General features: G+C 62.8%; 27 protein-coding genes. 11 read left to right on the plus strand and 16 right to left on the minus strand.

The genetic code is table 11. From position 1 onward, the window contains the following. Positions 1-115 precede the first annotated feature (115 nt). Genes LB571_RS00230 through LB571_RS00240 form a run of 3 tightly spaced genes read right to left on the minus strand, consistent with a single transcriptional unit; the run spans position 116 to position 1975 of the window. A complete protein-coding gene (locus LB571_RS00230; protein WP_015315410.1) occupies positions 116-415 on the minus strand; it encodes a GNAT family N-acetyltransferase in 300 nt (99 codons plus the stop codon). Between the two features lie 2 nt (positions 416-417). Further along, positions 418-1038: an alpha/beta hydrolase gene (locus LB571_RS00235; RefSeq protein ID WP_224591509.1), complete on the minus strand. Its 621-nt coding sequence runs from the start codon at positions 1036-1038 to the stop codon at positions 418-420. 4 nt (positions 1039-1042) lie between these two features. After that, a complete protein-coding gene (locus LB571_RS00240) occupies positions 1043-1975 on the minus strand; it encodes a VOC family protein (protein ID WP_140616739.1) in 933 nt (310 codons plus the stop codon). Positions 1976-2201: 226 nt separating this feature from the next. On the opposite strand from LB571_RS00240, the gene LB571_RS00245 reads away from it, so the two are divergent. Further along, a complete protein-coding gene (locus LB571_RS00245) occupies positions 2202-3761 on the plus strand; it encodes an alkaline phosphatase family protein (protein WP_224591512.1) in 1560 nt (519 codons plus the stop codon). A gap of 64 nt (positions 3762-3825) precedes the next feature. On the opposite strand, the gene LB571_RS00250 is transcribed toward LB571_RS00245, so the two are convergent. Continuing rightward, positions 3826-5115, minus strand: a complete 1290-nt coding sequence (locus LB571_RS00250) for a PRC-barrel domain-containing protein (protein ID WP_140712719.1) — start codon at positions 5113-5115, stop codon at positions 3826-3828. A 288-nt stretch (positions 5116-5403) separates the two neighbouring features. Between LB571_RS00250 and LB571_RS00255 the strand changes: the two genes are divergently transcribed. Next, positions 5404-6324, plus strand: coding sequence for a diacylglycerol/lipid kinase family protein (locus tag LB571_RS00255; RefSeq protein WP_140662967.1), 921 nt, complete (start codon positions 5404-5406; stop codon positions 6322-6324). Positions 6325-6353: 29 nt separating this feature from the next. On the opposite strand, the gene LB571_RS00260 is transcribed toward LB571_RS00255, so the two are convergent. Then, positions 6354-6554, minus strand: coding sequence for a hypothetical protein (locus tag LB571_RS00260; protein WP_023774118.1), 201 nt, complete (start codon positions 6552-6554; stop codon positions 6354-6356). A 145-nt stretch (positions 6555-6699) separates the two neighbouring features. Between LB571_RS00260 and LB571_RS00265 the strand changes: the two genes are divergently transcribed. Next, a complete protein-coding gene (locus LB571_RS00265; protein ID WP_224591514.1) occupies positions 6700-8232 on the plus strand; it encodes a sensor histidine kinase in 1533 nt (510 codons plus the stop codon). Between the two features lie 23 nt (positions 8233-8255). Here LB571_RS00265 and LB571_RS00270 read toward each other — a convergent pair whose 3' ends face one another. The 3 genes from LB571_RS00270 to LB571_RS00280 all read right to left on the minus strand — a co-directional run bounded on the left by LB571_RS00270 (position 8256) and on the right by LB571_RS00280 (position 9963). Continuing rightward, positions 8256-8744, minus strand: a complete 489-nt coding sequence (locus LB571_RS00270; RefSeq protein ID WP_140720109.1) for a hypothetical protein — start codon at positions 8742-8744, stop codon at positions 8256-8258. A 10-nt stretch (positions 8745-8754) separates the two neighbouring features. Continuing rightward, entirely contained in the window at positions 8755-9081 is a 327-nt protein-coding gene (locus LB571_RS00275) for a YqjD family protein (RefSeq protein WP_015315401.1), read from the minus strand. Between the two features lie 120 nt (positions 9082-9201). Beyond that, positions 9202-9963 carry a Crp/Fnr family transcriptional regulator gene (locus LB571_RS00280; RefSeq protein WP_224591516.1) on the minus strand — a complete coding sequence of 254 codons (762 nt, stop codon included), beginning with the start codon at positions 9961-9963 and terminating at the stop codon, positions 9202-9204. Between the two features lie 72 nt (positions 9964-10035). On the opposite strand from LB571_RS00280, the gene LB571_RS00285 reads away from it, so the two are divergent. Further along, positions 10036-10485 carry a response regulator gene (locus tag LB571_RS00285; protein WP_140789866.1) on the plus strand — a complete coding sequence of 150 codons (450 nt, stop codon included), beginning with the start codon at positions 10036-10038 and terminating at the stop codon, positions 10483-10485. Positions 10486-10530: 45 nt separating this feature from the next. Here LB571_RS00285 and LB571_RS00290 read toward each other — a convergent pair whose 3' ends face one another. After that, entirely contained in the window at positions 10531-11082 is a 552-nt protein-coding gene (locus LB571_RS00290; RefSeq protein WP_010911883.1) for an RNA polymerase sigma factor, read from the minus strand. Positions 11083-11086: 4 nt separating this feature from the next. After that, the gene (locus tag LB571_RS00295) at positions 11087-11290 is read right to left on the minus strand and encodes a NepR family anti-sigma factor (protein ID WP_140616734.1); all 204 of its coding nucleotides are present in this window, start codon (positions 11288-11290) and stop codon (positions 11087-11089) included. Between the two features lie 217 nt (positions 11291-11507). Here LB571_RS00295 and LB571_RS00300 point away from each other — a divergent pair, with 217 nt between their 5' ends. The 6 genes from LB571_RS00300 (at position 11508) to LB571_RS00325 (ending at position 15023) form a co-directional block, all read left to right on the plus strand. Continuing rightward, positions 11508-12302 (plus strand): response regulator, encoded by a 795-nt coding sequence (locus tag LB571_RS00300; protein WP_015315397.1) that lies wholly within the window; start codon positions 11508-11510, stop codon positions 12300-12302. Positions 12303-12507: 205 nt separating this feature from the next. Next, entirely contained in the window at positions 12508-12672 is a 165-nt protein-coding gene (locus LB571_RS00305) for a DUF1328 domain-containing protein (RefSeq protein WP_010911886.1), read from the plus strand. Between the two features lie 187 nt (positions 12673-12859). Next, positions 12860-13894 carry a sensor histidine kinase gene (locus tag LB571_RS00310; RefSeq protein ID WP_224587892.1) on the plus strand — a complete coding sequence of 345 codons (1035 nt, stop codon included), beginning with the start codon at positions 12860-12862 and terminating at the stop codon, positions 13892-13894. A 133-nt stretch (positions 13895-14027) separates the two neighbouring features. Then, positions 14028-14204, plus strand: a complete 177-nt coding sequence (locus tag LB571_RS00315) for a hypothetical protein (protein ID WP_015315395.1) — start codon at positions 14028-14030, stop codon at positions 14202-14204. A 164-nt stretch (positions 14205-14368) separates the two neighbouring features. Then, positions 14369-14695, plus strand: coding sequence for a hypothetical protein (locus LB571_RS00320; protein ID WP_224591518.1), 327 nt, complete (start codon positions 14369-14371; stop codon positions 14693-14695). An 82-nt stretch (positions 14696-14777) separates the two neighbouring features. Beyond that, entirely contained in the window at positions 14778-15023 is a 246-nt protein-coding gene (locus LB571_RS00325) for a YMGG-like glycine zipper-containing protein (protein WP_015315393.1), read from the plus strand. Positions 15024-15114: 91 nt separating this feature from the next. Here the strand turns inward: LB571_RS00325 and LB571_RS00330 are convergent, their stop codons facing one another. From LB571_RS00330 to xylF, 4 genes are all read right to left on the minus strand, one after another. After that, the gene (locus LB571_RS00330; protein ID WP_140662975.1) at positions 15115-16737 is read right to left on the minus strand and encodes a CHASE domain-containing protein; all 1623 of its coding nucleotides are present in this window, start codon (positions 16735-16737) and stop codon (positions 15115-15117) included. A 140-nt stretch (positions 16738-16877) separates the two neighbouring features. Beyond that, a complete protein-coding gene (locus LB571_RS00335) occupies positions 16878-17702 on the minus strand; it encodes an ATP-binding cassette domain-containing protein (RefSeq protein ID WP_015315391.1) in 825 nt (274 codons plus the stop codon). Positions 17703-17712: 10 nt separating this feature from the next. Next, a complete protein-coding gene (locus tag LB571_RS00340; protein ID WP_015315390.1) occupies positions 17713-19065 on the minus strand; it encodes a sugar ABC transporter permease in 1353 nt (450 codons plus the stop codon). 236 nt (positions 19066-19301) lie between these two features. Beyond that, positions 19302-20342 (minus strand): D-xylose ABC transporter substrate-binding protein, encoded by a 1041-nt coding sequence (gene xylF, locus LB571_RS00345; protein WP_015315389.1) that lies wholly within the window; start codon positions 20340-20342, stop codon positions 19302-19304. A 264-nt stretch (positions 20343-20606) separates the two neighbouring features. Between xylF and LB571_RS00350 the strand changes: the two genes are divergently transcribed. Then, a complete protein-coding gene (locus LB571_RS00350) occupies positions 20607-21842 on the plus strand; it encodes an ROK family protein (protein WP_140662981.1) in 1236 nt (411 codons plus the stop codon). Between the two features lie 2 nt (positions 21843-21844). On the opposite strand, the gene phoB is transcribed toward LB571_RS00350, so the two are convergent. Both phoB and phoU read right to left on the minus strand, forming a co-directional pair. Further along, a complete protein-coding gene (gene phoB / locus LB571_RS00355) occupies positions 21845-22534 on the minus strand; it encodes a phosphate regulon transcriptional regulator PhoB (protein ID WP_010911896.1) in 690 nt (229 codons plus the stop codon). Positions 22535-22553: 19 nt separating this feature from the next. Further along, a complete protein-coding gene (gene phoU, locus LB571_RS00360) occupies positions 22554-23261 on the minus strand; it encodes a phosphate signaling complex protein PhoU (RefSeq protein WP_140662983.1) in 708 nt (235 codons plus the stop codon). Positions 23262-23280: the final 19 nt, after the last annotated feature.

Here is a 23280-nt window from a genome sequence, read left to right on the forward strand (position 1 = left end):
GGCGATATATCATATCTAGGCAAGATGTGCCGCCGGGGCAAATTACAAAGCCAACGGGACGGCAATGGCCGCCCGTTTAGCTCTGTTCCTGCACATCCGCTTTGTGCTTGCGGGGCTACTGCTTCAGCACATCCGCCCATTCCGGGTGACGGCGGAACTGGGCGTTGGCGAACGGGCAGAGCGGGATGATCTTCTTGCCTGCCGCCCGCGCGTCCTCGACGGCGCGGGTGACGAGCCGAAGCCCGGCGCCCTGGCCGCGAAAGGCGTCCGGCACTTCGGTGTGATCGATGATCAGCTGGTGCTCGCCGATCTTGGTGAAGGTCATCTCCGCCTCGGCGCCGCCTGCACCGCGCAGGACGTAGCGACCCTTGGAGCCGCGATCTTCAAGTTCGATCTCTGGCAATTGATCGGGCATCTCTACACTCCTTGGGCGATGGTGGCGAAAAGCCGCCGCGCCGCTTCGATTTCGTTTGGCCGCACCTCGTGCCCGCCTTCGTGCCACTCCACTGTGACATCGGCTCCGTCGGCGCGCAAATAGGCTTCGAGCCGCGCCGTCAGGTTCGGCGGGCAGATCGGATCGCGCCTGCCGGCGGTCACCAGGATGTGACGACCGGCAAGGCTGCCCTTCACCTGCGGCTCGAACGGGATCAGCGGATGCATCAGCACCGTGGCGTCGAACAGGTCAGGGGTTTCGAACACCAGCGAAGCCAGGACGTTGGCGCCATTGGAATAGCCGAGGCCGAGCACGGCCGATGGCTTCGCCGCCTCGACATGGGCCTGGATGAAGCCCGCCATCTTGGCCGTGGCCCGCGCCAGGTCGTCCATGTCATAGACGCCCTCGCCGGTGCGGCGGAAGAAGCGCGCGGCACCTTGCTCCGACACATCGCCCCGCGGCGAGACAATGGTGGCCTGGGGCGCGAGATCGCGCCCCAGCGAGACAAGCTGGCTCTCGTCGCCGCCAGTGCCATGGAAAACGAAAAGCAGCGGACCACCCGGCGAACCAGGCAGCACCCTATGGGCGTAAGCGTCCTTGCTCATCGTCTCAGCCCTCCAGCTTCTGCAGATGCTGTTCGAGATATGGCCGCAGATGCTGATGCTGCGTCGGCAGCTTCAGCGCCTCGCCGAGATGGGCGGTGTCCTCGTCCTTGTCGAAACCCGGCTCATTGGTGGCGACTTCGAACAGCACGCCGCCCGGCGTGCGGAAATAGATCGCCCAGAAATAATCGCGGTCGATCACCGGCGTCACCCCATAACCCGTATCCATCAGCGCCTTGCGCACTTCGAGCTGCTTGGCGCGATTCTCGACGGCGAAGGCGACATGATGAACGGAGCCGGCGCCGAGATCGGCGAAGGGTGCGGTCGGCAGCGTTTCGATATCGACGAAATCGGCGCCATTGCCGTTCTTGACGGCGAGCCGCCTGACATTGCCTGACTTGTCGACCTCCTCGTAACCCATGAACTTCAACAGCTCCTCGGTGGCGCCGCCATCCTTCAGTCTCAGCGAAACCGAGTGAAAGCCGCGGATCGCCTCGTCCGCGGCAATACCGCCCTTCACCCAGGGCGCTCTGCCGTCGGCCTTGTCCTCGACCAGTGCAAAGCCATCGCCGTCCGGGCCGGCAAATGCGAGCCGCTTCTCGCCAAAGCTTTCCTCGCGGGCGACATTGGTTACGCCTTCGTCGGTGAAGCGTTTTTCCCAAGAGGCGAGCGCGCCTTCCGGCACGGAATAGACCGTGGTGCCGACTTCGCCGACACCAGGACGGCCCTTGCCGATGTTGGGAAACGGGAAATAGGTCATCACCGAACCGGGTGTGCCGGCCTCGTCGCCATAATAGAGATGGTAGACGTCGGGCGCGTCGAAATTGACCGTCTTCTTGACCCGGCGCAGGCCGAGCTTGTGGGTGAAGAAATCATTGTTCTGCCGTGCATCCCTGGCCATCGAGGTGACGTGATGCAGGCCCTTGATCTGGTCGAGCATGGTCTCTGCTCCTTCCCTTGGTGCTTGTGCGGCCCTCGCCGCTCTCCTGGCCAATATGAGGATACGAGCGAGTATGGCAAAGGCTGCAAACACAGGATGGACTGTGCCTTAAAAGTGAACAATCCCAAGATCCTTGTTCACCGTTTAGCAAACAGCCCTGGTCTTGCGCGTTGGATGGAATCGGTTCCATGTGCGCATTCGACGTGCTGGAGAGGGGTAAGCGCAAGTGACTGGAAAAGGCAGGCGGCCAAATGTCCTTCTCATCACTTGCGACCAGTGGCGCGGCGATTGCCTGTCGGCTGTCGGCCATCCCCAGGTGAAGACGCCGAATGCCGATGCGCTGGCCGCCGACGGCGTGCTGTTCAAGCGCCATTATGGCGGCGCGGCGCCTTGCTCACCGGCCCGTGCCTGCCTCTACACCGGCCTCTATCAGATGAACAATCGTGTCTGCCGCAACGGCACGCCGCTCGACGCCCGCCATGGCAATATTGCGCTCGCCGCGCGCAGCGTCGGTTACGATCCGACCTTGTTCGGCTATACCGATGTGTCGCTCGATCCGCGCCAGCTTGCACCGGCCGATCCGCGGTTGCACAGCTATGAGGGTGTTCTGCCCGGCTTCACGGCGCGCCAATTGCTGCCCGAACATCAGAAGCAGTGGCTGTCTTGGCTGAAGCAGCAAGGCATCGATGCCGGCGCTGGAAGTCCTGACATTCATCGTCCGGTGGGCGAGGTCGACGGTGCGGTGACCGAAGCGCCACCCGTCTACTCCAGGGACCAGACGCCGACGGCCTTCCTTGCCGGCGAGTTCATCCGCTGGCTGGGCGAGCAGGACGAGGCCACGCCGTGGTTTGCGCATCTCTCCTTTATCAGCCCGCATCCGCCCTTCATCGTACCGGAACCGTACAACACTCAATACGATCCCGCGGACGGCCCCGCTTTTCACCGCGCGGAAAGTTGGCGCGCCGAATCTCAGGGCCACCCCTACGTCGCCTATGATCTCGATCGCCAAAAACGAGCGAAGTTCCGCCCCGGCGCCACGGGCAAGGTGCACGACTGGAGCGAGGATGATTTCCGCCGCATCCGAGCGATCTATTACGGCATGATCTCGGAGGTGGACGCGCAGCTCGGCCGCCTGTGGCAAGCGCTGAAGACCGAAGCCGCGTGGGACAACACCATCATCGTGCTCACCTCCGACCATGCTGAAATGATGGGCGACCACTTCATGCTGGGCAAGGGCGGCTATTTCGACGGCAGCTACCATATCCCGCTGATCATCCGCGATCCACGCCACCGCAAGGCTGCCGGCGGCGCTGTCGATCGCTTCACCGAAGCGGTAGACATTTTGCCTACGCTCATCGACCTGCTCGGCGTGGCTCCCGAACCGCACCTTGACGGATGCTCGCTGAAACCCTTCCTGAGCGGTGGAACGCCCGCCATTTGGCGCGACGCCGCGCACTGGGAGTTCGACTTTCGCTCGATCGCCGGCGGTGAAGCCGAACGGCACTTCGGCATCACCTCGCGCCAGTGCAACCTCGCTGTCATCCGCACGAAGAAATTCAAATACGTGCATTTTGGCGGCGGCCTGCCGCCGCTGCTTTTCGATATGGAGGAAGACCCCGGCGAATTGAAGAACCTCGCCGGCAGCCCGGTACATCGGTCGACCCGGCTGGAATTCGCCGAAAGGCTGCTCGCCTGGCGGGCCGAACACCTCGACCAGTCGCTTGCCCTCTTGGAACTGACGGAAAACGGAGTGGCTGGATATTCCAGGTCGCAAACAGGGCGGTAGGGATTACCCTACCGCCCTGTATCCTTGCCTATCGGAGTATCCTTCCCTATCGAAGTATCCTTGCCTACCGAACGATCAGACGCTGCTCGTCGCGCTTCTGGGCGTAGGAGCCTTTATCGTAAGCCGCTTGCTTCTCGAGCTGCTCCTTGGTGAAGGTCGTATAAAGGTACTTCTTGCCGTCCTTGTCGGTCATGAACTTCAAATTATCCATGCCGACCGCGACCTCCTTCTCGCCAATGCCGAGGAAGCCGCCGACATCGACGATCACGGCGTCGGGTTTCTTGTCGGGGGTCAGCACCACATCGCCGATCTCACCGACCTTGGCGTCATTGGCGCCATAGACCGTCGTGCCCTTCAGGTCGTCGCCCCTGATCTCTCCAACCGGCATCTCGGTAAGCTTGGACTTGTCGATGGCCGCGGTCTGTGTCTGGTCAGGAGCCGTGGCGTCAGCCGGCGCAGCCGCGGTCTTGTCCGCCGGAGCGGCGGCGGGAGCTGTCGCGGCGGGCGCGGTTGGCGCCGGTTCATTGGATGCCGTCGTTGCCGGTGCCGGATCATAGGCCTTGCGGTTGAAATCCGGCTGCGCCTGCAGCTCTTCCTTGGTGGTCTGCGCCACCAGCCAGCGGTCGCCGTTCTTCTGTGCCCACTGCGCCTTGGCGAAATCATAAGCCACGTTCTTTTCGCCCATGCCCAGGAACCCGCCGACGCCGATAATCAGCGACTGCGCCTTGCCTTCCTTGGTCAGCACGATGTCGTTCACATCGCCGATCTTCTGGGCGTCATCGCCGGTGCCGTTGTAGACATTTTCACCGATGATGTTTGTGGCCAGGTTGCCATCAGCCTGTTTGACCGGCTCGGCGTTCGTGGACTGCTGTGCGGTGTCGGTCGATGTGGCCGGCGCCTGTGCGGTCGTCGCTGGGGCCGGGGCCGGCGCGTAAGCCTTACTGTCGAACTCCGGATGCGCCTTCAGTTCGTCCTTGGTGGTCTGCGCCACCAGCCAGCGATCGCCGTTCTTCTCGGCCCATTGCAGCTTGTCGTAGTCGAAGGCGACATTCTTGGTTCCCACGCCAAGGAAACCGCCGACGCCGATGACGACGGATTTCGCCATGCCGTCCTTGTCGAAGACCACGTCAGTGACCTTGCCGATATTCTCGGCATTGTCGCCAGTGCCATTGTAGACGGTTTCGCCGATGATGTTGGTGACGATGCTGCCTTCAGCGCGCGGCACCGGCGCCGTCGCGGCCGGCTCCTGGGCGGCGGGCTGGTTCGCTGGGGCTGGGGTTGCAGCGCTCTGCGCGAAGGCGCCGGTTGCAACCATTGTCGCAAGGGCGGTCGTCGCTAAAAGGGTGCGGATCATGATGGTCTCTCCTCGTGCCTGATTTCGTACATGCCGCGCCCGGTTGAACCCCTCGCTGGGGATCGGACGCGACATCTCTGCAGGTTCACAACGTCGTGACCATGCCGTTGTTCCGACAAAAACCGCGATGGCCGAAGCCAAAACCCAAGAAGCGGATCTGACTGCCCATTGCCGAAAACCTGGGTCTGGCCGGAGTTTCCGCCCTGCCGGAACTATTCCTGGTTTGACGCGTTTCAGCCGCTGGCTGGGGTACCCCGGTCGGGTTTGAGGTGATCAGCGGAGCGGGGCATGAAATTCGCGGCGGTGCTGAACCGGGACGGCGGCACCTTGCGCACCACCGATCTCGCCGCCTTTTCGGACCGGATGCGTCAGACGCTGGAATCGGCGGGCCACTCTCTCAGCATCGACATCGTTGCCGGCAAGGACGTCGTGGACACTCTCGACAGCGCTGCGTCGCGCCACACCGTCGACGTCGTGCTCGCCGGAGGCGGTGACGGCACCATCTCGGCCGCGGCCGCCAGGCTGATGGGCAGGAAAAAGGCGCTCGCCATATTGCCGGCCGGCACCATGAACCTGTTCGCGCGCGGCCTTGGTATTCCGCAGTCGCTCGATGCGGCGCTGAAATCCTTTGCCGACGGCGAAATCATCGCGGTCGACATGGCAACGGCCAATGGCCAGCCTTTCGTTCATCAGTTCTCGATCGGCATGCATGCCAAGATGGTGCAACTGCGCCAGGGCATGGAATTCGGCTCACGCCTGGGCAAGATCGGCGCTTCAGCCAAGGCAGCCTGGGCAACGATCAAGAACCCGCCGGCAATGAAGGTCACGCTCGGCATCGGTGAAGCGGAGATGACTGCCCGCATATCCGGCCTCGGCGTGACCAACAATCTCTTCGGCGAAGGTCACCTGCCCTATGCCGACAATCCGGCCGGTGGCGTGCTCGGCATTTACGTCACGGTAGCGCAGCAGCGCGCCGAACTGGTCAAGTTTTTGTTCAACGTGGCGCGCGGCAAGTGGCGTGACAACGAACATGTCGAAATCCACCAGGCCGACAGGGTGACCCTCAAAATCCATTCCGGCGGCAGGAAATTCCGCGCCGTCATGGACGGCGAACTGGTCAGGCTCGATCGTGAGACGACGATCGAAATCAAACCTGGAGCGCTCAATGTGCTGGTGCCGGCCAGCGTCGCCCAGGTGAAGGCCGCCTGATGCTGTGTGAAGTCATCAAGGGACTGACTTCAGCCGGAGGGCGCCGGACTGGTGCTCGGCGGCGTGGGGACATGTTGCTCGTCGCTGTTCGGCGCCTTGATCAACACGCCGTAGATCTCGGCGACGCCCCAGGCGACGAGCACCAGGAGCAGTCCGGCGATCAGGATTCGGAACCCATGCCAGCCCCACCGCCCCTGACGCGCTTTGTTTTCGGGAATGTTCCTGGCCATGGCGGGTCCTCGTCTGGTTTCGCGTCGGCTGACGCGATCGGCAAATCACGCTCGGGTAACGGTCCCTCGCAAGGATGGTTCCGGCTGCAGGGCTGTCCCGGGCCGGCGACGGTGAGGACATCAAGGCAAGCCACGGGAACTTGGTTTGAATAGCAGGGTGGAAACAGCAGCCGGTCTGCCGGCCGAGGTTGCGCGCGCCGTGCAGGACGAGCACCGGCTGGCCGTGTTGCACTGGCTTGAGATGCTTGATACGGCGCCCGACCCGGATTTCGACCGCATCGGCGGCTTTGCCGCCGCCGTGATGCGCGCGCCGATCGCGCTGGTCACACTTGTCGACCTCGATCGGCAATGGTTCAAATCCTGTTCTGGCATGGAAGAAACACAGATTACGACAGCCATCTCCTTCTGTGCGCACGCCATCGCCGCTGGCGATGAGCCGATGGTGGTGACGGATGCAGCAGCCGACCAGCGTTTCCATGCCAATCCGCTGGTGACCGGCAAGCATCATGTGCGCTTCTATGCCGGCGTCCCGATCATTGTCGCGGGAGCGCGGATCGGAACCCTGTGCGTCATGCACCGCAAGCCGGGTGCCCACCCGTCCCGCTCCAGGCTCGACCAGTTGAAAACGCTCGCCGGCCTCGCCGGCAGCCTGTTCACCCTGAAGCACGCGACCCGCACCGGCGCTGTCGCCGAAGCCGCGCTCGCGCGCGAGGAAAAGCGGCGCGCCGTCGCCCTCGATGCTGCTTCGCTGGCAAGTTGGGCCTGGGACGTCCGCACCGACGTCATCGACTGCGACGTCCGATTGCCGGAATTGTTCAACCTGCCGCGCTCGACAAGGTTGCGGGCCCGCGATGTTCTGACAGCCATCGATCCACGCGACGTCCACCAGACCGAAACCAGCTTTCGTGATGCCTTGACCGGCAGTGACGACTATTTTGGCGAATACCGGGTGAATGGCTTCCATCCACCGCGATGGGTGGCCACGCGCGGCCGTGTCATCGAGCGCGATGACGAAGGCAAGCCGACGCTGATTTTCGGCGTCAACTACGACATTTCGGAACGCAAGCTCGGTGACGAACGGCAACGGCTCCTGCTGCGTGAACTCAACCACCGGGTCAAGAACACGCTGGCGACGGTCCAGGCGCTGGCGACGCAGACCGTGCGCCATGCCCGCCAGCCGAGCGAATTCCTCAAAGCCTTCAGCGCCCGGCTTCAAGCCCTGGGTATCGCCCATGGCCTGCTGTCCGACCGCGAGTGGCGCGGTATCGGCATCCGCGAACTCGTCCAGATCGAGATCAGGCCTTTCGACAACGCCGCCCAGCCGCGGCTGGCAATCTCGGGCGCCGATCTGCTGCTGTCGCCCGATCAGGCCGTCGGCCTCGGGCTGATCTTGCACGAACTGGCCAGCAACGCGCTGCAGTATGGGTCACTGTCGGTTGCATCAGGCAAGGTTGATCTCGACTGGAAAGCCCAAGGCAAGAATGGTGACAGGCGCCTGGTGTTCACCTGGCGCGAAAGCGGCGGTCCTGAAGTCGCGCCGCCCGAGCGGCAAGGCTTCGGCTCGATCCTCATCCGGCGCAGCCTGGCCAAGGTCATTTCGAGCGAAGTAACCCATGAATTCCGGCGCGATGGGGTCTTCGCCGAAATATCGATGCCGCTGGAAGATCTGTCGAGATGACGTGAGCATGGCCGCCGGCGCGACTACCCCTCGCCGGCATCCGGGTGGTGGTCGGTGTCGGACTTCACATTCTCGCGGTAGATGGCATAGGCCGCGAGTGCCACGGCCGGACCAAGAATAACCCCGAGCCCACCTTTTCCCTTGAGCCCACCTTTGAGCCCACCTTTGAGCAATGCCGGAAGCACAGCGAGCGCGGCCGTAATGCCGATCGCTTTCATGTCGGTCTTGCGCCGCCTAGCCTCGCGGCGCATCCGCGTGCCCGACATCAGCCGATGGGTCAAAAGAACAAGGCCTGCGATGACCAGAAAGCCGACACCGAAACCAATCGCCGCCGCCAGCGATCCATAGCGGGCCGATGCCCAGATATAGGCCGCGCCGACTAGGAAGCCGATACCGCAAAACACCGCCAGCGCGGCAAGCATATAGACGATGGCCGCCGTCCGTGCTCGACGTATGGCGGCCACGGTTTCGCCCGAGGCGAAACCCGAGAGCAACGATGCCAGCAGTCCCATCTCGGCGGAACTAGCGACGCGTGAGCAGCGCGAACAGGAAGCCGACGCCCGCGGCGATAGCCAGCGACGTCACCGGCTTTTCGCGTACGCTTGCCACCATCTGCGCCTCGATATCCCTGGCATTACCGCGCAAGCTGTCGAAGGCGGCCTCCCCTTGGGCGCGCAACTGTTCGACGCCTTCGGCCGCCGCGCGCCGCGCCGTGCCGTAGCCGTGTTCACCGGTCTTGGCCAATTGCTTGGTGAGCTTGTCGATATCGGCCTTCAACTGCCTGATGTCGGCTTCCAGATCCGGATTCGTCCGCGCTTCGTTGGCTGTCTTCCCTGCGACGGTGGCCATTGCTTAACTCCTTGTGATTGCTCGATTTCAAACGCGCCTTGCGTCTCAAGGTTCCGATGTCGGGACAAACTACCCGAAAACCCGGTCACGCGCACCCGATCCGCCCCGGCAAGGTGTCGGTCAGATCAGCGGCCGGCGGCCCTCGGACAGCCCCTCCCAGCCGGCGAGCTGTTTCAGACCTTCAATGTCGACGACACCGCAACCGCCGTCGCGCCAGACGATCAGCTGACGGTCCATCAGCTTGCGGATTGTCTTGTTGGTGTGAACCAACGACAAGCCAAGCGTATCGGCGATGTGCTGCTGCGTGATCGGTATCTGGATGGACTGCGTGCCGTTCAGGCCCACGACCTTGGCGCGGCTGGCGATGAAGGCGACAAGATAGGCGGCGCGTTCGATTGCGCTGCGGCGGCCGACACTGAGCAGGTTCTCGTCCAGCATCCGCTCTTCACGCGAAGCGATCCAGGTGATGTCGTAGGCGAGGCCCGGATGGTTGCGGTAGATCTCGAGCAGATTGTCGCGTTCGAACACGCAAAGCAGCATTGGCGACAGCGCCTCGACGGAATGCTGCATTTCCCCCATGACGCTGCCTTGCAGACCGATGAGATCGCCGGGCATGAGGTAATTGAGGATCTGCCGGCGGCCGTCCTGCAGCAGCTTGTAGCGGAACGCCCAGCCGGACAGCACAGTGTAGAGATGCGCGCTGTGGCTTCCTTCCACGAGAACCGTGGCACCCTTGTCGACCGCGAGTTCTCCCTTCTTGAACTTGCTGATGAAGGCCAGCTCCGGCTTCTGGAACTCCCGGAACACCGGCAGGGACCGCAACGGGCATTGCTCGCAGGGGTATTGACGGCTTGAGGAAGAGCGCCCGGTCTGGCTCGGCATTTCGACCCCCTTGCGAATGCCTGCCGTGAGCAGGTCTGTTTTTGCGTGTTGCCGAGATCGGCCTGTCGGCGGATGTCTTTTTTAAATGACAACACACCAAATTGCGATCATGACTCCCGGCGTTTCAAGGAGCAATTGCCTGTGCCCCAATTACTTGATGGATTGCGCATTCTTGTCCTGGAGGATGAGTTCCTCATCGCCATGGATGTCGAGCAACTCTGCCGTGACCACGGTGCAGGCGAGGTGGTGGTTGCCCGCGATTTGGCCGAGGTCGATGGCCGGAAGGTCGCGAAGGATTTCGACGCGGCCATTGTCGACCTGATGCTGGGTGGCGCCTCGACGCTCGAATTTGCCGCGGGCCTTCGTGAGACCGGCGTCCCGTTCGTGTTTGCGTCTGGTTATTCGGATGCGGATGAGATCAAGGCGTCTTTCCCGGGGGTGAGGCTGGTCACCAAGCCCTATTCGGGCGAAGACCTCGTCGAGGCCGTGGCGCTGGCCTATGGTCGCGGCTCCCCTGGCTGAGACTGACGCGACAACGTCCGAATCGCCGTTATGCGGCCCCGCATTTCAATGCGCGGCCGTTCCCGTGACCTGAGCCGAAATCGCGTCGGGGCCATACTCGTCCTCACCTGAGATTTTCAGGATTTCCTGCAGGCGCGTGCGGGCCCTGCTGACGCGGCTTTTGATCGTACCGACCGCGCAACCGCAGATTTCGGCGGCCTCCTCGTAGGAGAAGCCCGATGCACCGATCAGGATGATGGCTTCGCGCTGGTCCTCCGGCAATTGCTCGAGTGCCCCGCGAAAATCCTTGAGGTCGAGCTGGCCGTGCTGGGCCGGGTGCACTGCAAGCCGGGCCGTCATGATGCCGTCGCTGTCCTGCACCTCGCGACCGCGCTTGCGCATTTGCGAATAGAATTCATTGCGCAGTATCGTGAAAAGCCATGCCTTGAGGTTGGTGCCGGGCTGGAAGCTTTCATGCTTGTCCCAGGCCTTGACCAACGTTTCCTGAACGAGGTCATCGGCCTTGTCGGCATTCTGCGTCAGCGACACGGCAAAGGCCCGCAAGCTCGGGATCGCCCCAAGCAGATCGGTCTTGAAGCCTTGGGAGACCGCTGCCATGTCCCTAGTCCTTCTTCTGTGCGGGTTCGGCCTGTTCCAGTTGGCTGAGCAACTGGGCGAAGCGATCCGGCACATTGTCGGAGACCAGCTCGTCGTAATATTGTTTGAGTTTGCGTCCGATTTCGGAATTCGGCCCTAACGGATCGCCGTCGCCATTCCGGCGCCTGCCCGTGACGCCAGCCAGAATATCTTTGGTCATGTCCTTCATTTCGCCCTTTATTTCCCAGAACTCAAGCCGCTCACAACACAACACAAGGCAAGCGGCACCCTCGTCTGGTTGCCCATCCCGGCACTAAAACGCCATTGCCGGTGATTCGTTCCATATCGGCGGAACTTTTTCAGAAAAGCGGCGTTGTTTCCCACGGGGCTTGCAATCGGCATAGCCTGGAATCCGTTCAACGCGTCATCTGAGGGAGACGTCTATTATGAGCTTGTCCGCCACCATCGCTCCGCATCTGCCGTTCCTGCGGCGCTTTTCGCGTGCCGTCTCGGGATCGCAGGAGAGCGGCGACGCGCTGGTCGCCGCGATGCTTGAGGCGATCATTGCCGATGTCGACATCTTCCCCGAGGCGTCGAGTGACCGGATCGCACTATACAAGGTTTTCGCCAAGCTCTTCACATCGGTTGCCATCCGCGTTCCGCAAGAGCAGACACAGGCGGGCTGGGAACAGCGCGCGGCCGCCAATCTCAATGCGATCGCGCCGCTTCCCCGCCAGGCCTTCCTGCTGGTTGCCGTCGAAGGTTTCAGCGAGGACGAGGCGGCCGAGATCCTCGATGTCGGCGACCAGCAGTTCTCCGAGCTGCTTGCCCAGGCAAGCAACGAGATTTCCCGTCAGGTGGCGACCGACGTGCTGATCATCGAGGATGAGCCGCTCATTGCCATGGATATAGAGGAGATGGTCGAGAGCCTCGGCCATCGGGTGGTGGGCACGGCGCGCACCCATGCCGAAGCGGTGACGATGTTCGGCAAGACCCGACCGAAGATGGTGCTGGCCGACATCCAGCTCGCCGACGGCAGCTCGGGCATCGAGGCGGTGAACGAAATCCTCTCGTCGACATCGGTGCCGGTAATCTTCATCACCGCTTTTCCCGAGCGTCTGCTGACCGGAGAGCGTCCGGAGCCTGCCTTCCTCGTGACCAAGCCGTTCAATCCCGACATGGTGAAGGCGCTGATCAGCCAGGCGCTCTTCTTCGATCGGCAGGCCAAGGCCGCTGCATAAATCGCGGCCTCCGCGAGCCGGACAAGGACATAAAGGCCACTGGGTGCGATGCATTCGGTGGCCTTCTTGACAAGCCGGATCGGCCGCCAGCGAATTTCCAGCCCGCGCTGCCTGGAACGGTTTGCAAGCATCGGCTTTTTCGGCGAATGGTGGAACAAACCGCATTTACCCACGTTTTCACCGTATCATTGGAAGGAGATGAACCATGCTTTACTGGGCGCTCGTATTTCTCGTCGTGGCGATTATTGCCGGCGCGCTTGGTTTCGGCGGCATCGCCGGCACATCCGCCGGTATCGCGCAGATATTGTTCTTCATCTTCCTCGCATTCCTGGTCATTTCGCTTTTGGCCGGCCTTTTCAGACGGGCGTGAGCCTGGCGACTGAATAGAGGAACACTGGAAGCCGCACCCCTCAAACGGTTTCCAGCCACCGCCGGGCGGTGTCCTTTACTGGACGCCGTCCGGCGGACCGCTTTAGGAAGGGTGGTTATCCCGATTCATTTGGAACCGATGTGGCAGGTGAGCGGTTCAGTCTGAGTTGGGGTGGACAGGTTGACCGATGCGCTCTAGGACTTCAGATAGAGAGGAAGGCGCACGGGGCGATGAAGTGATCGCCTTGCATCCCGCGGAGAGCGGCATGCAGCTTGGCCGGGCTCTTCTCCACGCGCTCCACAATGCCGGCATTTCCGTCCTCTATCAGGATCGCGAGATGAAGACCGTATGGGCCCGCAACATGCGCGCCCCGTGGGCCTCCGACGATGTCGATGGCAACGGCATTTTGCCGACGGCGCAGACCGACCGCATCGGCGCCGCCAAGCGCGATGTGATCGCGACCGGCAATCCCCAGCGCCTTGAAATCAGTGTCCCGGTCGAGAATGGCGTTCGCTGGTTTCAGATTTGGGTCGATGCCGACCGAGGCGACGATGGCGATGTACAGGGCGTCGTCACCACCATGGTCGAGACGACCGAGCAAAAGCGGCGTGAACAGACGTTGACGACGCTGCTGCGGGAAGTCAGCCATCGCTCGAAGAACCTCCTGGCGATCATCCAGAGCATCGCGACCCAGACCGGTCGCTATTCCGACGGCATCGGCGATTTCCTGACGCGCTTCCGCGGCCGGCTGCAGTCGCTGGCCTCCTCCCAGGATCTGGTGACATCCTCCAATTGGCGAGGGGCAGCCCTTCATGAACTGGTGGCGGGCCAGGTCGGCCGCTATGGCGCGAACCCGTCGCACAGCCTCCGTTTTCGTGGCGCCAATCCTTACCTCAATCCCAACGCCGCACTGCATATCGGGCTGGCGATGCATGAACTTGCCGTCAACTCGTTGAGCTACGGCGCCCTGTCCCGGCCGGATGGCTTCGTCGAGGTTACCGCCCAACTCGACGCTGCTGCCACGGGGGAGGTTGCGCTGTCGCTGACATGGGCCGAAACGATAGAAGCCAATCGCGGTGGTGGCGGTCAACGGCGATTCGGCAGCGTCGCGTTGGAGCGGGTGGTGCCGGCATCCCTGAACGGAACCGCGAACCTGGATATCGGCGAGGGCCACCTCGAATATCGCCTTGTCGTGCCGCACAGCAATTTCGAGACGCAGTGAGAGCCTGGCAAACAACAATCCTTAACCGGCTGTTCACCATAAGCGCGGATGCTGTTTTTCCCAGATACCGTCGGAACCTGCCCCGCCTTCGGAGATTGTTGGCAGGCTCGAAGCACGGTACGGGAGGAATGTCTTGACGATTGCCGACATGAACAGATTGGAACAAGCCGCCCGTATTTCGATGGGCGAATTTCTGGAATCCGAACCCTCCATGGAGGCACTCCCTGAAGCAGGTAGGGGGTTGATGAAGGGGATCGTTCTTGCCGCGGCCGCGATCATGGTGCTGGCCATTTTCTGGCAGTTGACCTGACTAAATCTGCTCTCCTCTCCGTCGCGCCAATTGAAGTCGCCGGGCAGGCCAACGCCGCAGCGTGAGGAGCCGCGGTTTTCTCCGAACTATTCGCGTAACGCCGTTGGAATGACAGGAACTTTTTGACGATGCCGGCCGTTAATGCGGCCAGAGGAACATCTGTCATGGAACATATAGCCGCGTTGCTGCTGGTGATCGGTTGCTCGAACACAATGGCCGAATGTCGGGAATTGCAGGTCCCTGTCAGTGTTTTTGCGACTGCTGACGAATGCACCGCTGAGCGCCCCTTCGCGATGGGCGACGTGCAGGGGCAGGCGCAGCATGTCGTCGCCAAATGCCTCGCGGTCGATCCCGCCTTGGAGGACGACTACGATCAGATTGTCTGGAAGGTGCGGCCAGATGGTAGTCTTGACGCTTCGTTGGCCGTATCCAACGTCGTCATGGCATTGAACACGAACCGCCCAGAAAAAGACGACCTTAGCCAACAGTAAATTGCAGCAGCAAAGGCCGTCGTTTCGTGCTAAATGGCGGTTGGAGCTTACCAAAGTGTGGACACAAGTGAGGAGTGACTCTATGCGGAAAATACTTATTGCCATGGTTGCGGTGGTTGCCGTCAGCGGCTGTACCTCGACCGAGCAGGACGTCGTCGGCGGCGGCTTGATCGGCGCGGGCGTGGGTGGGTTGGTCGGCGGCGGCAAGGGTGCCCTGATCGGCGCGGCCGTCGGTGCCGGTTCCGGCCTGCTGGTTCGCAACCTGCGCAACGGCTACTGCCAGTATCGCGACCATCGCGGCCGGATCTACACGGCCCGCTGCAACTGATTCAGCGATAACAAGTCAAAATCCGGAGGCCCAGGGGCCTCCGGATTTTCGTGGCTGGGGGTCGGCCGCTAGGGCCGCTGACGGGTGGGTTTCAGCCGGCCAGTGGAATTTTGATTTCCACCTTGAGGCCATCGGCCTGAAAATCGCGTCTGATCGTGCCGCGCAGCTCGCGCGTGACATTGAGATCGATCAGCTTGGTGCCGAATCCCGTCCGCGATGGCGCCTCTACCCTCTTCTTCCCCGCCTCCCGCCAGTTCAGCGCCAGCGTCCGCTCGCGCCCCCGCCCTTCCAGCGACCAGTTCACCTTGAGAGCGCCAACGAAATTGCCGGCTTCGCCGTATTTCAGCGCGTTGGTGGCGAGTTCATGAAAGGTCAGCCCAAGCGCCTGCGTCGTTGTTTCATCGAGCAGCACCTCCGGGCCTGACAGGAGCCCGTCCGGCAATTCCTTGCCGAACACCTGGCCAAGCTCGATGCGCAGCAGATCGGCAAGGTCGGCTTTCTGCCAGCGCGAGCGCGTCAACATATCCTGCGAGGCGGCCATCGCCTGCAGCCTGGCCGAGAAGGAAGCGGAAAACTCATTGACGTCGGTTGCCCGCGAAGCCGTCTGCCGCGCGATCGCCAGCACCCTGGTGATGGAGTTCTTGATGCGATGCTTCATCTCCTGCAGCATCAGGTCCTTTTCGAGCAGGCTTTTTTCCGTCGTCTCGTGCAAGGCCGACACCGCGTCATAGGCTCGCTCCTGATAGCGCGCCACCAGCGCGATGGCGCCTGCCAGGAGCAGGCCGAACAGCCCCAGCATCACGGGGATGGCGCGCGAAGAGGGTTGCGAGAAGGCGCTGGTTGGCCTGAACAATACCGTCCAAGGGCGTCCCGCCACGGTCATCTTGCGGGTGACCAGCAGCCGGTCTCCCAGGGATGAGGCCGGTGGCGTCTCCGAGCGGAACAACAGGTTGTCGCCGTTCACCGCTCCATCATAGATCTCGGTGTTGACCGGCAGCAGCGGCGCACGGCTGAGCGCGATCTGGAACAGGTCCCGGGCCCGAAAGGCCGCATAGAGAAAGCCGGCGGTCGAGGACCGCGATGCGTTGATGACCTCCGGTGCGGTTTCCACATTGAGCCGCACATAGACCAGGAAGCCCGTGAAAGTCTGCGCCACGCCCGTGCCCTGGCCGAGTTGCACCAGCCCGCTCGCATGCTGCTGGTCATCGGCCATGGCTTTTTCGATCGCCGCACGCCGCACCGGCTCGCTGAACATGTCATAGCCGATGATGGTCTGGTTGGACGGATCGAGCGGCTCGAAAAGCGCGATCGGCGTGCGCCAGGCCTGCGTCGTATCCGGATAGACCGGATGACTGGCGCCGAAATCGTGGAGGGTGTCGCGTTCCACCGCTGCCTCGTCGCCCGTCCTGACCAGCCGCAGGAAGCCGATGCCTCGCAGGCCGGCGAAATTGTTGTCGACATCCAGCGCCTTGAAGAATGCCTTGAACTCGTTCTGGGAAATATCGCCGTTGCGTGCGTCGAACAGGGCCTGTGTCGAGCGCAGCAGCGACAGGTGCAGGTCGATGCGGCTCTCGATCCGGTTGAGGGCGTCATCGGCCGCCCCTTCGAACTTGATGCGGGCGGCTTCCTGCGTCGCGAAATAAGCGAACCCCGCCATGGTCATGCTGATCAGTGCAACGGCAATGAACGCGACGATTGGAAAAAGCTTCTTCAACGGATGATGCGGTCCATGAGCAAAACAGGACCTTTTATGGGCAAGTCGCCGGGCCAACACAATGGTCAGGCCACACCATCGTGATCACTGGCATATCACGTGACCGGCAACGGGGCGTGCCCGAAGCGGCCTGACCGGCCTCAGGCGGCGATCTTCAGCGCGCCCGGCCCCGGTATGGCACCTGGAGGACATTTGCCCAGGATGATCATCCCAAGCACCTCGTCCTGCGTGACGTCAGTCGTGCGGGCGGTACCGACCACCTGGCCATTCTTCATCACGCAGACACGGTCGGCCAGCTCGAACACGTCGTGGATGTCGTGGCTGATCAGGAAGATGCCGATGCCATCGGATTTGAGCTGCCTGACCAACTCGCCGACCTGGGCGGTTTCCTGGGGCCCAAGTGCCGCCGTCGGCTCGTCCATGATCAGGATGCGGGCATTGAACAGGATCGCGCGGGCGATCGCCACCGATTGCCGCTGACCGCCTGACAGCTTGATCACCGGCTCCTTGAAGCGCTGGAAGCGGGGATTGAGCCGCCCCATCACCTTGCGCGCCTCGGCCTCCATGGCGACGTCGTCGAGCGTGCCCCAGGCGGTCATCAGTTCGCGGCCGAGGAACAGGTTGGCGGCGGCATCGACATTGTCGGCCAGCGCCAGCGTCTGGTAGATCGTCTCGATACCGTATTTCTTGGCGTCGCGCGGGTTGGAAATCGCTGCCTCCTCGCCATTGACGAAGATCTGGCCCGCATCGCGTTTGTAGGCGCCGGACAGGATCTTGATCAGCGTCGACTTGCCGGCGCCGTTGTGGCCGAGCAGTGCCACGACCTCGCCGGGGAAAAGATCGATCGAGGCGTCGTCGACGGCGCGGATGCCGCCGAAGGCGATCGAGATGTTGCGCATGTCGACCAGCGGCGTGCCAGTGGGCGCAGTTGTGAGGGCCCTTACGGGAGCGGTTTTGTCAGCCATGGTCGTATCCCTAAACCCGCTTGCGATAGACGGTGTCGAGCCAGACGGCGATGACCAGCACGGCGCCGACGACGATGCTCTGCAACGGCGAATCGACACCGAGCAGCACCATGCCCGACTGCAGCGACTGCATCAGCAATGCACCGAGCATGGCGCCGATGATGGTTCCCGAGCCGCCGGCAAGCGAGGTGCCGCCGATGACGGCCGCGGCAATGACCAGCAGCTCATCCAATGTTCCCAGCACATTGGTGGACGAGTTCTGCCGGGCCGACGAAATGGCGGCGGCGATCGTGGCCAGCACGCCCATGATCATGAACACCTTCATGGTGATCCAGCGCGTGTTGATGCCGGCGAGATTGGCCGCTTCCGGATTGCCGCCGATAGCAAAGACATAACGGCCGAAACGGGTGCGGTTGGTGATGAAGGTCATGACCAGACCGACGGCGACCGCCATCAGCACCGGTATGGCGATGCCGTGGGCGATGAACAGCCCGCCCTCCGGCACGGTGATGTTGTTGGCGGCCGCGTACCGGTTCACGATCCCGATCGGCCATGGATAGGAGTTGGCTAGCCAGACCGCGCCCATGATGACGGCGCAGGTGACGACGCCGAGCAGCGTCTCGGCCCAGATCGGCCGCAGGGGGAAGCGGAAGCGCTTGCGCTGGACCCGCCCGTTGAACAGCGCGAACACGACGGCCAGGCAGGCGACGATGCCGACGACCCAGCTCCAGGTGGCGCCGATCGATCCGGCCGGTCCGCCGCCCATAAGCTGGAACGTGGCGTCGAGCGGTGCCACCGTCTGGCCTGACGTGACCCACCAGGCGGCGCCGCGCCAGACCAGCAGGCCACCCAGCGTGACGATGAAGGCCGGCACTTCGAGATAGGCGATGACGAAGCCCTGGAAGGCGCCGATCAAAAGCCCGAGCGCCAGACCGATCACCAGTGCCAGGACCCAGATCCATGGGTTGCCGAGTTCAAGTCCTACGAACCGAACCAGGAAATGTACCTGCGCAAAGCCCATGACCATGCCGATCAAGCCCTCGGCGGAACCGACGGACAGGTCGATGTTGCGCATGACGATGACCAGCACCATGCCGCAGGCCATGATGGCGACCGCGGACGTCTGCACCGACAGGTTCCACAGATTGCGTGGCGTGAGGAACGTGCGGCTGTCGAAATCGAGCGGATTGACACCAAGACGCAGGCTCGAAATCACATGCAGCGCGACCCAGATCAGCAGCAGCGCGCCGATCATGCCGAGCATGCGGGTATCGATCTCGGTCGCCTTCAGGAAACGCGCGACCGCGCCGAGTTCCGACGCACGCGCCGTATCGGCCTGCGAGGTTGAGGTCGTGTCGGTCATGATGTCCTCCCAGCGGCTTGCCGTCTGACGCGGAGCCGGACCAGAGCCCAGAAGTTAGCCGCCAGCGGCGGAAACACAAATCTTGTCGGGAAAACGCCGCGGCTTGGAAGCAATTCCAGGAAAAGTGCGTAAGGGTTTTTGTCCGGAATTGCGAAGACAAGGAAATTGGAACGGCCAGTGTTCAGAACACTGACCGTTCCACGCCGCGGCGTTTCCGATTTTTCAGGCGATCAAGCTCAGTTGCAGGCCGCGACGCTGCCCGCGGCAACGCCCGTGCAGACTTCGTCCTTCTTGATCCAGCCGGCGTCGATGACGAGGTTGAGATTGTCCTTGGTGATGGCCACCGGGGTCAAGAACAGCGACTTTACGGTGTTGCCGCCAGGCGTCGTGAAGTCCTTCACGCCGGCGATGTCGGTCATCTTCTTGCCGTCGGCGAGTTGCGAGGCGATCTCGGCGGCGTTCTTGCCGAGTTCGCGCGCGTCCTTCCACACGGATACGGTCTGGGTGCCGAGCGCGATGCGGTTGAGCGCGGCGTGGTCGCCGTCCTGGCCGGAGACCGGCACGGTGCCGGCGAGCCCCTGCGCCGTCAGCGCCGCGACGACGCCGCCGGCGGTGCCGTCATTGGCGGCGACCACGGCGTCGACCTTATTGTCGTTGGCGGTGAGGAACTGTTCCATGTTCTTCTGGGCGTTGGCGGGCAGCCAGCCGTCTGTATAGGCTTCGCCGACATTCTTGATCTTGCCGCTGTCTATGGCCGCTTTCAGCACTTCCATCGAGCCCGAGAACAGGAAGTCGGCATTCGGATCGGCGCCCGAGCCCTTGATGAAGACGTAATTGCCCTCAGGCTTCACCTTGAACACTTCGCGGGCCTGCATGCGGCCGACTTCCTTGTTGTCGAAGGTCAGGTAGAAGACGTCCTTGTTCTCGATCAGCCGGTCATAGCCGACGACCGGAATGCCCTCGTCGAGCGCCTTCTGTACCGCCGGGCCGATGGCCGACGCGTCCTGCGCCAGGATGATCAGCGAATTGGCACCCTGCGAAATCAGGCTCTCGACATCGGTCAGCTGCTTGCCGGGATTGGACTGCGCATCGGCGGAAATGTACTTGTCGCCCGCGGCCTCGATCGCCTTCTTCATGGCCGCCTCGTCGGTCTTCCAGCGCTCCTCCTGGAAGTTGGACCACGACACGCCGATGACCTTGCCCTTCGCCTGCGCGACCGACGCCAGCGTCAGCGACATGGCGACACCCGCCAGAATGGCGACTGTGAATCTCTTCATGATATCCTCCCTGCGCCCGCGTGTGGCGCGACCAAACTGGCCCTAAGGCCGGCACAAAGGCCCTATTTTTTCGAGCCTCGAAAAAACACTGGTCCATCGCCTGAGCACTGTCAACATTGATTCTGACGCATTTTGAGGTGCCAGAAGCCTTTTTTCGAGCCCCGCAATAAATAAATGACAGCCCCAGCCGCTTCTGCCAGTATTCGACCCGTTGCCGGAGGTGTTCGAGGGGGCGTCAAGAACCACGGCGACGGGGAGGGAATGATGTCGGTCGGAATCCGCCACGACGATCTGCGCCGGCGCAACCGCGCAATGGTGATTGGAGCCGTGCGCCGGGGTGGCCAGCCCTCGCGCACCGAGATCGCCGCTACTACCGCCCTCAGCCACTCGACCATATCGGCGATATCAGCCGACCTGATCGGCGAAGGTATCCTGAGCGAAGGCAAGCCGAACGAGGCCGGCTCACTGAAACGCGGCCGGCCGCAGGTGGGCCTTTGTCTCAACCCCGAGGCCGCGGCGGTCATGACCGTGGTGCTGTCGCTGAATTTCCTCTCCGTCGCCGTCATCGACTACGCCGGCCAGGTGATATCGGAGGAGCAGCGCCGGCTGGACACGCTGACCATGTCGCGCGAGGCGCTGATCGGCGAATGCGTGGCCATCGTCCGGCGCCGCCTCGAGGATCCCGACCTCGATGTCGCCAGCATTGCCCGCATCGCGCTGGCGATCCAGGGCATCACAGACACCGAGGCGCGCGCCATGCTGTGGTCGCCGATCACGCCGCAGACGGACATTGCCTTCGCCGATATACTCGAAGCCGAATTCGGCATCCCCGCCACCATGGAGAACGACTGCAACATGATGGCTGTGGCGCTGCGCTGGCGCGACCCCGAGCGCTACCGCGACGACTTCATCGCCATCCTGCTCTCGCACGGCATCGGCATGGGCCTGGTGCTGAAGGGCGAGCTGTTCACCGGCACCCATTCCTCCGGCGGCGAGTTCGGCCACATGATCCATCGCCCGGGCGGCGCGCTCTGCCGCTGCGGGCGGCGCGGCTGCGTCGAGGCCTATGCCGGCAACTATGCCATCTGGCGTAATGCAGGACAGATGGGTGAGGACGCCAAACCGGTCGACGTCAGCGACGCCGACATGCGCGCATTGGCGGCCACGGCGCGCGAAAGAGACGGACCGGAGCGCGAGGCCTATCGCAAGGCCGGCGAGGCGCTGGGCTATGGCCTTGGCAGCTTGTTCGCGCTGATCGATCCGGCGCCCGTTGCGATGGTCGGCGTCAGCGCCGCCGCCTTCGATCTGATCGAGCCGGCCTTGCGCGAGGCCATCGCCCAGACCGCCGGCGGCCAGCATTCGACGTCGATTTCCTTCGATACAGAGCCGAACGAATTGCCGCTGATCCGCGAGGGCTGCGCCATGCGCGCGCTCACCTTCGTCGACCAGGAGATCTTCGCGCCGGGTGTGCAGGTGAGATCCGGCAAGAACGTGGCCTGATCTCAGTCCTCGCGAATCGCGTAGCCTGCGCCACGGATGGTGCGTATCACATCGGGCATGCGGCCATTGTTGACCGCCTTGCGAAGGCGCCCGACATGCACATCCACGGTGCGCTCGTCGATGTAGATCGTCTCGCCCCAGACATTGTCGAGCAACTGGCTGCGCGAGAACACGCGGCCAGGATGGCGCATCATGAATTCGAGCAGCCTGAACTCGGTCGGTCCGAGCCGGATCTCGCTCTTCTTGCGATAGACCCGGTGCGATTCGCGGTCGAGCACGATGTCGCCGACCTTGAGCACGCTGGACAGCACTTCCGGTTTGGCGCGGCGCAGCAGCGCCTTGACCCGGGCCATGAATTCCGGCGTCGAGAACGGCTTGACCAGATAGTCGTCGGCGCCGGTCGAGAGGCCGCGCACGCGATCGCTCTCCTCGCCGCGCGCCGTCAGCATGATGATCGGCAATCGCTCCGTCTCGGGCCGCATGCGCAGGCGCCGACAGAGTTCGATGCCGGAAACCGCCGGCACCATCCAGTCGAGCACCAGCAGGTCGGGCACGTTTTCCTGGAGGCGTATCTCGGCTTCGTCGCCGCGTGTCACCACCTCGACCTGGTAACCCTCGGACTCCAGGTTGTAGCGGAGGAGCACGCCTAGCGGCTCCTCGTCCTCCACCACCATGATGCGTGGCGCGATCATCGATCGATCATCCCTGCCGTCAAGCCGCCGGCACCGACATCGCCGTCTCGTCCTGCTTCGGACGGTTGGCGGGCAGTTGCGTGCCGGTCAGCACATAATACGCATTCTCGGCGATGTTGGTCACATGGTCGCCGATGCGTTCGAGATTCTTGGCGCAGAACAAAAGATGCGTGCAAGCCGTGATGTTGCGGGGATCCTCCATCATGTAAGTCAGGAGTTCGCGGAAGACCGAAGTGTATTTGACGTCGATGCGTTCGTCGTCATTCCTGAGCTTGGCGAGGGCGGCGGCATCGCCGGCCGCATATTCCTCGACGACGCCCTGCACCTGGATCAGCACCAGCTGCGCCATGGAGTCGATGGAATGCGACAAGTCGCGCGGCGTGGCGGTGAGGCCGACCGAGCCGACGCGCTTGGCGATGTTCTTGGCAAGGTCGCCGATGCGTTCGAGATCGCCCGCCATGCGGATCGAGCCGACGACATGACGCAGATCGTCGGCCATCGGCTGGCGCTTGGCGATCAGGGTGATGGCGCGATCATCGAGTTCGCGCTGGCGCGCGTCCATGATGGCGTCGTCGGAGACGACGCGCTGTGCCAGCGCGTTGTCGGAATTCAGCAGCGCCTTGGTGGCGCCGCCGACCATCGTGCCGGCGAGATCGCCCATGTCGCTGATCAGCTTGCTGATCTGTCCGAGATCCTCGTCGAAGGCTGCGACTGTGTGTTCGGCCATGATCCTGGTCCTCGTATGC

Source organism: Mesorhizobium sp. BR1-1-4 (genome assembly GCF_020165375.1).
GTDB classification, from domain to species: domain Bacteria; phylum Pseudomonadota; class Alphaproteobacteria; order Rhizobiales; family Rhizobiaceae; genus Mesorhizobium; species Mesorhizobium australicum.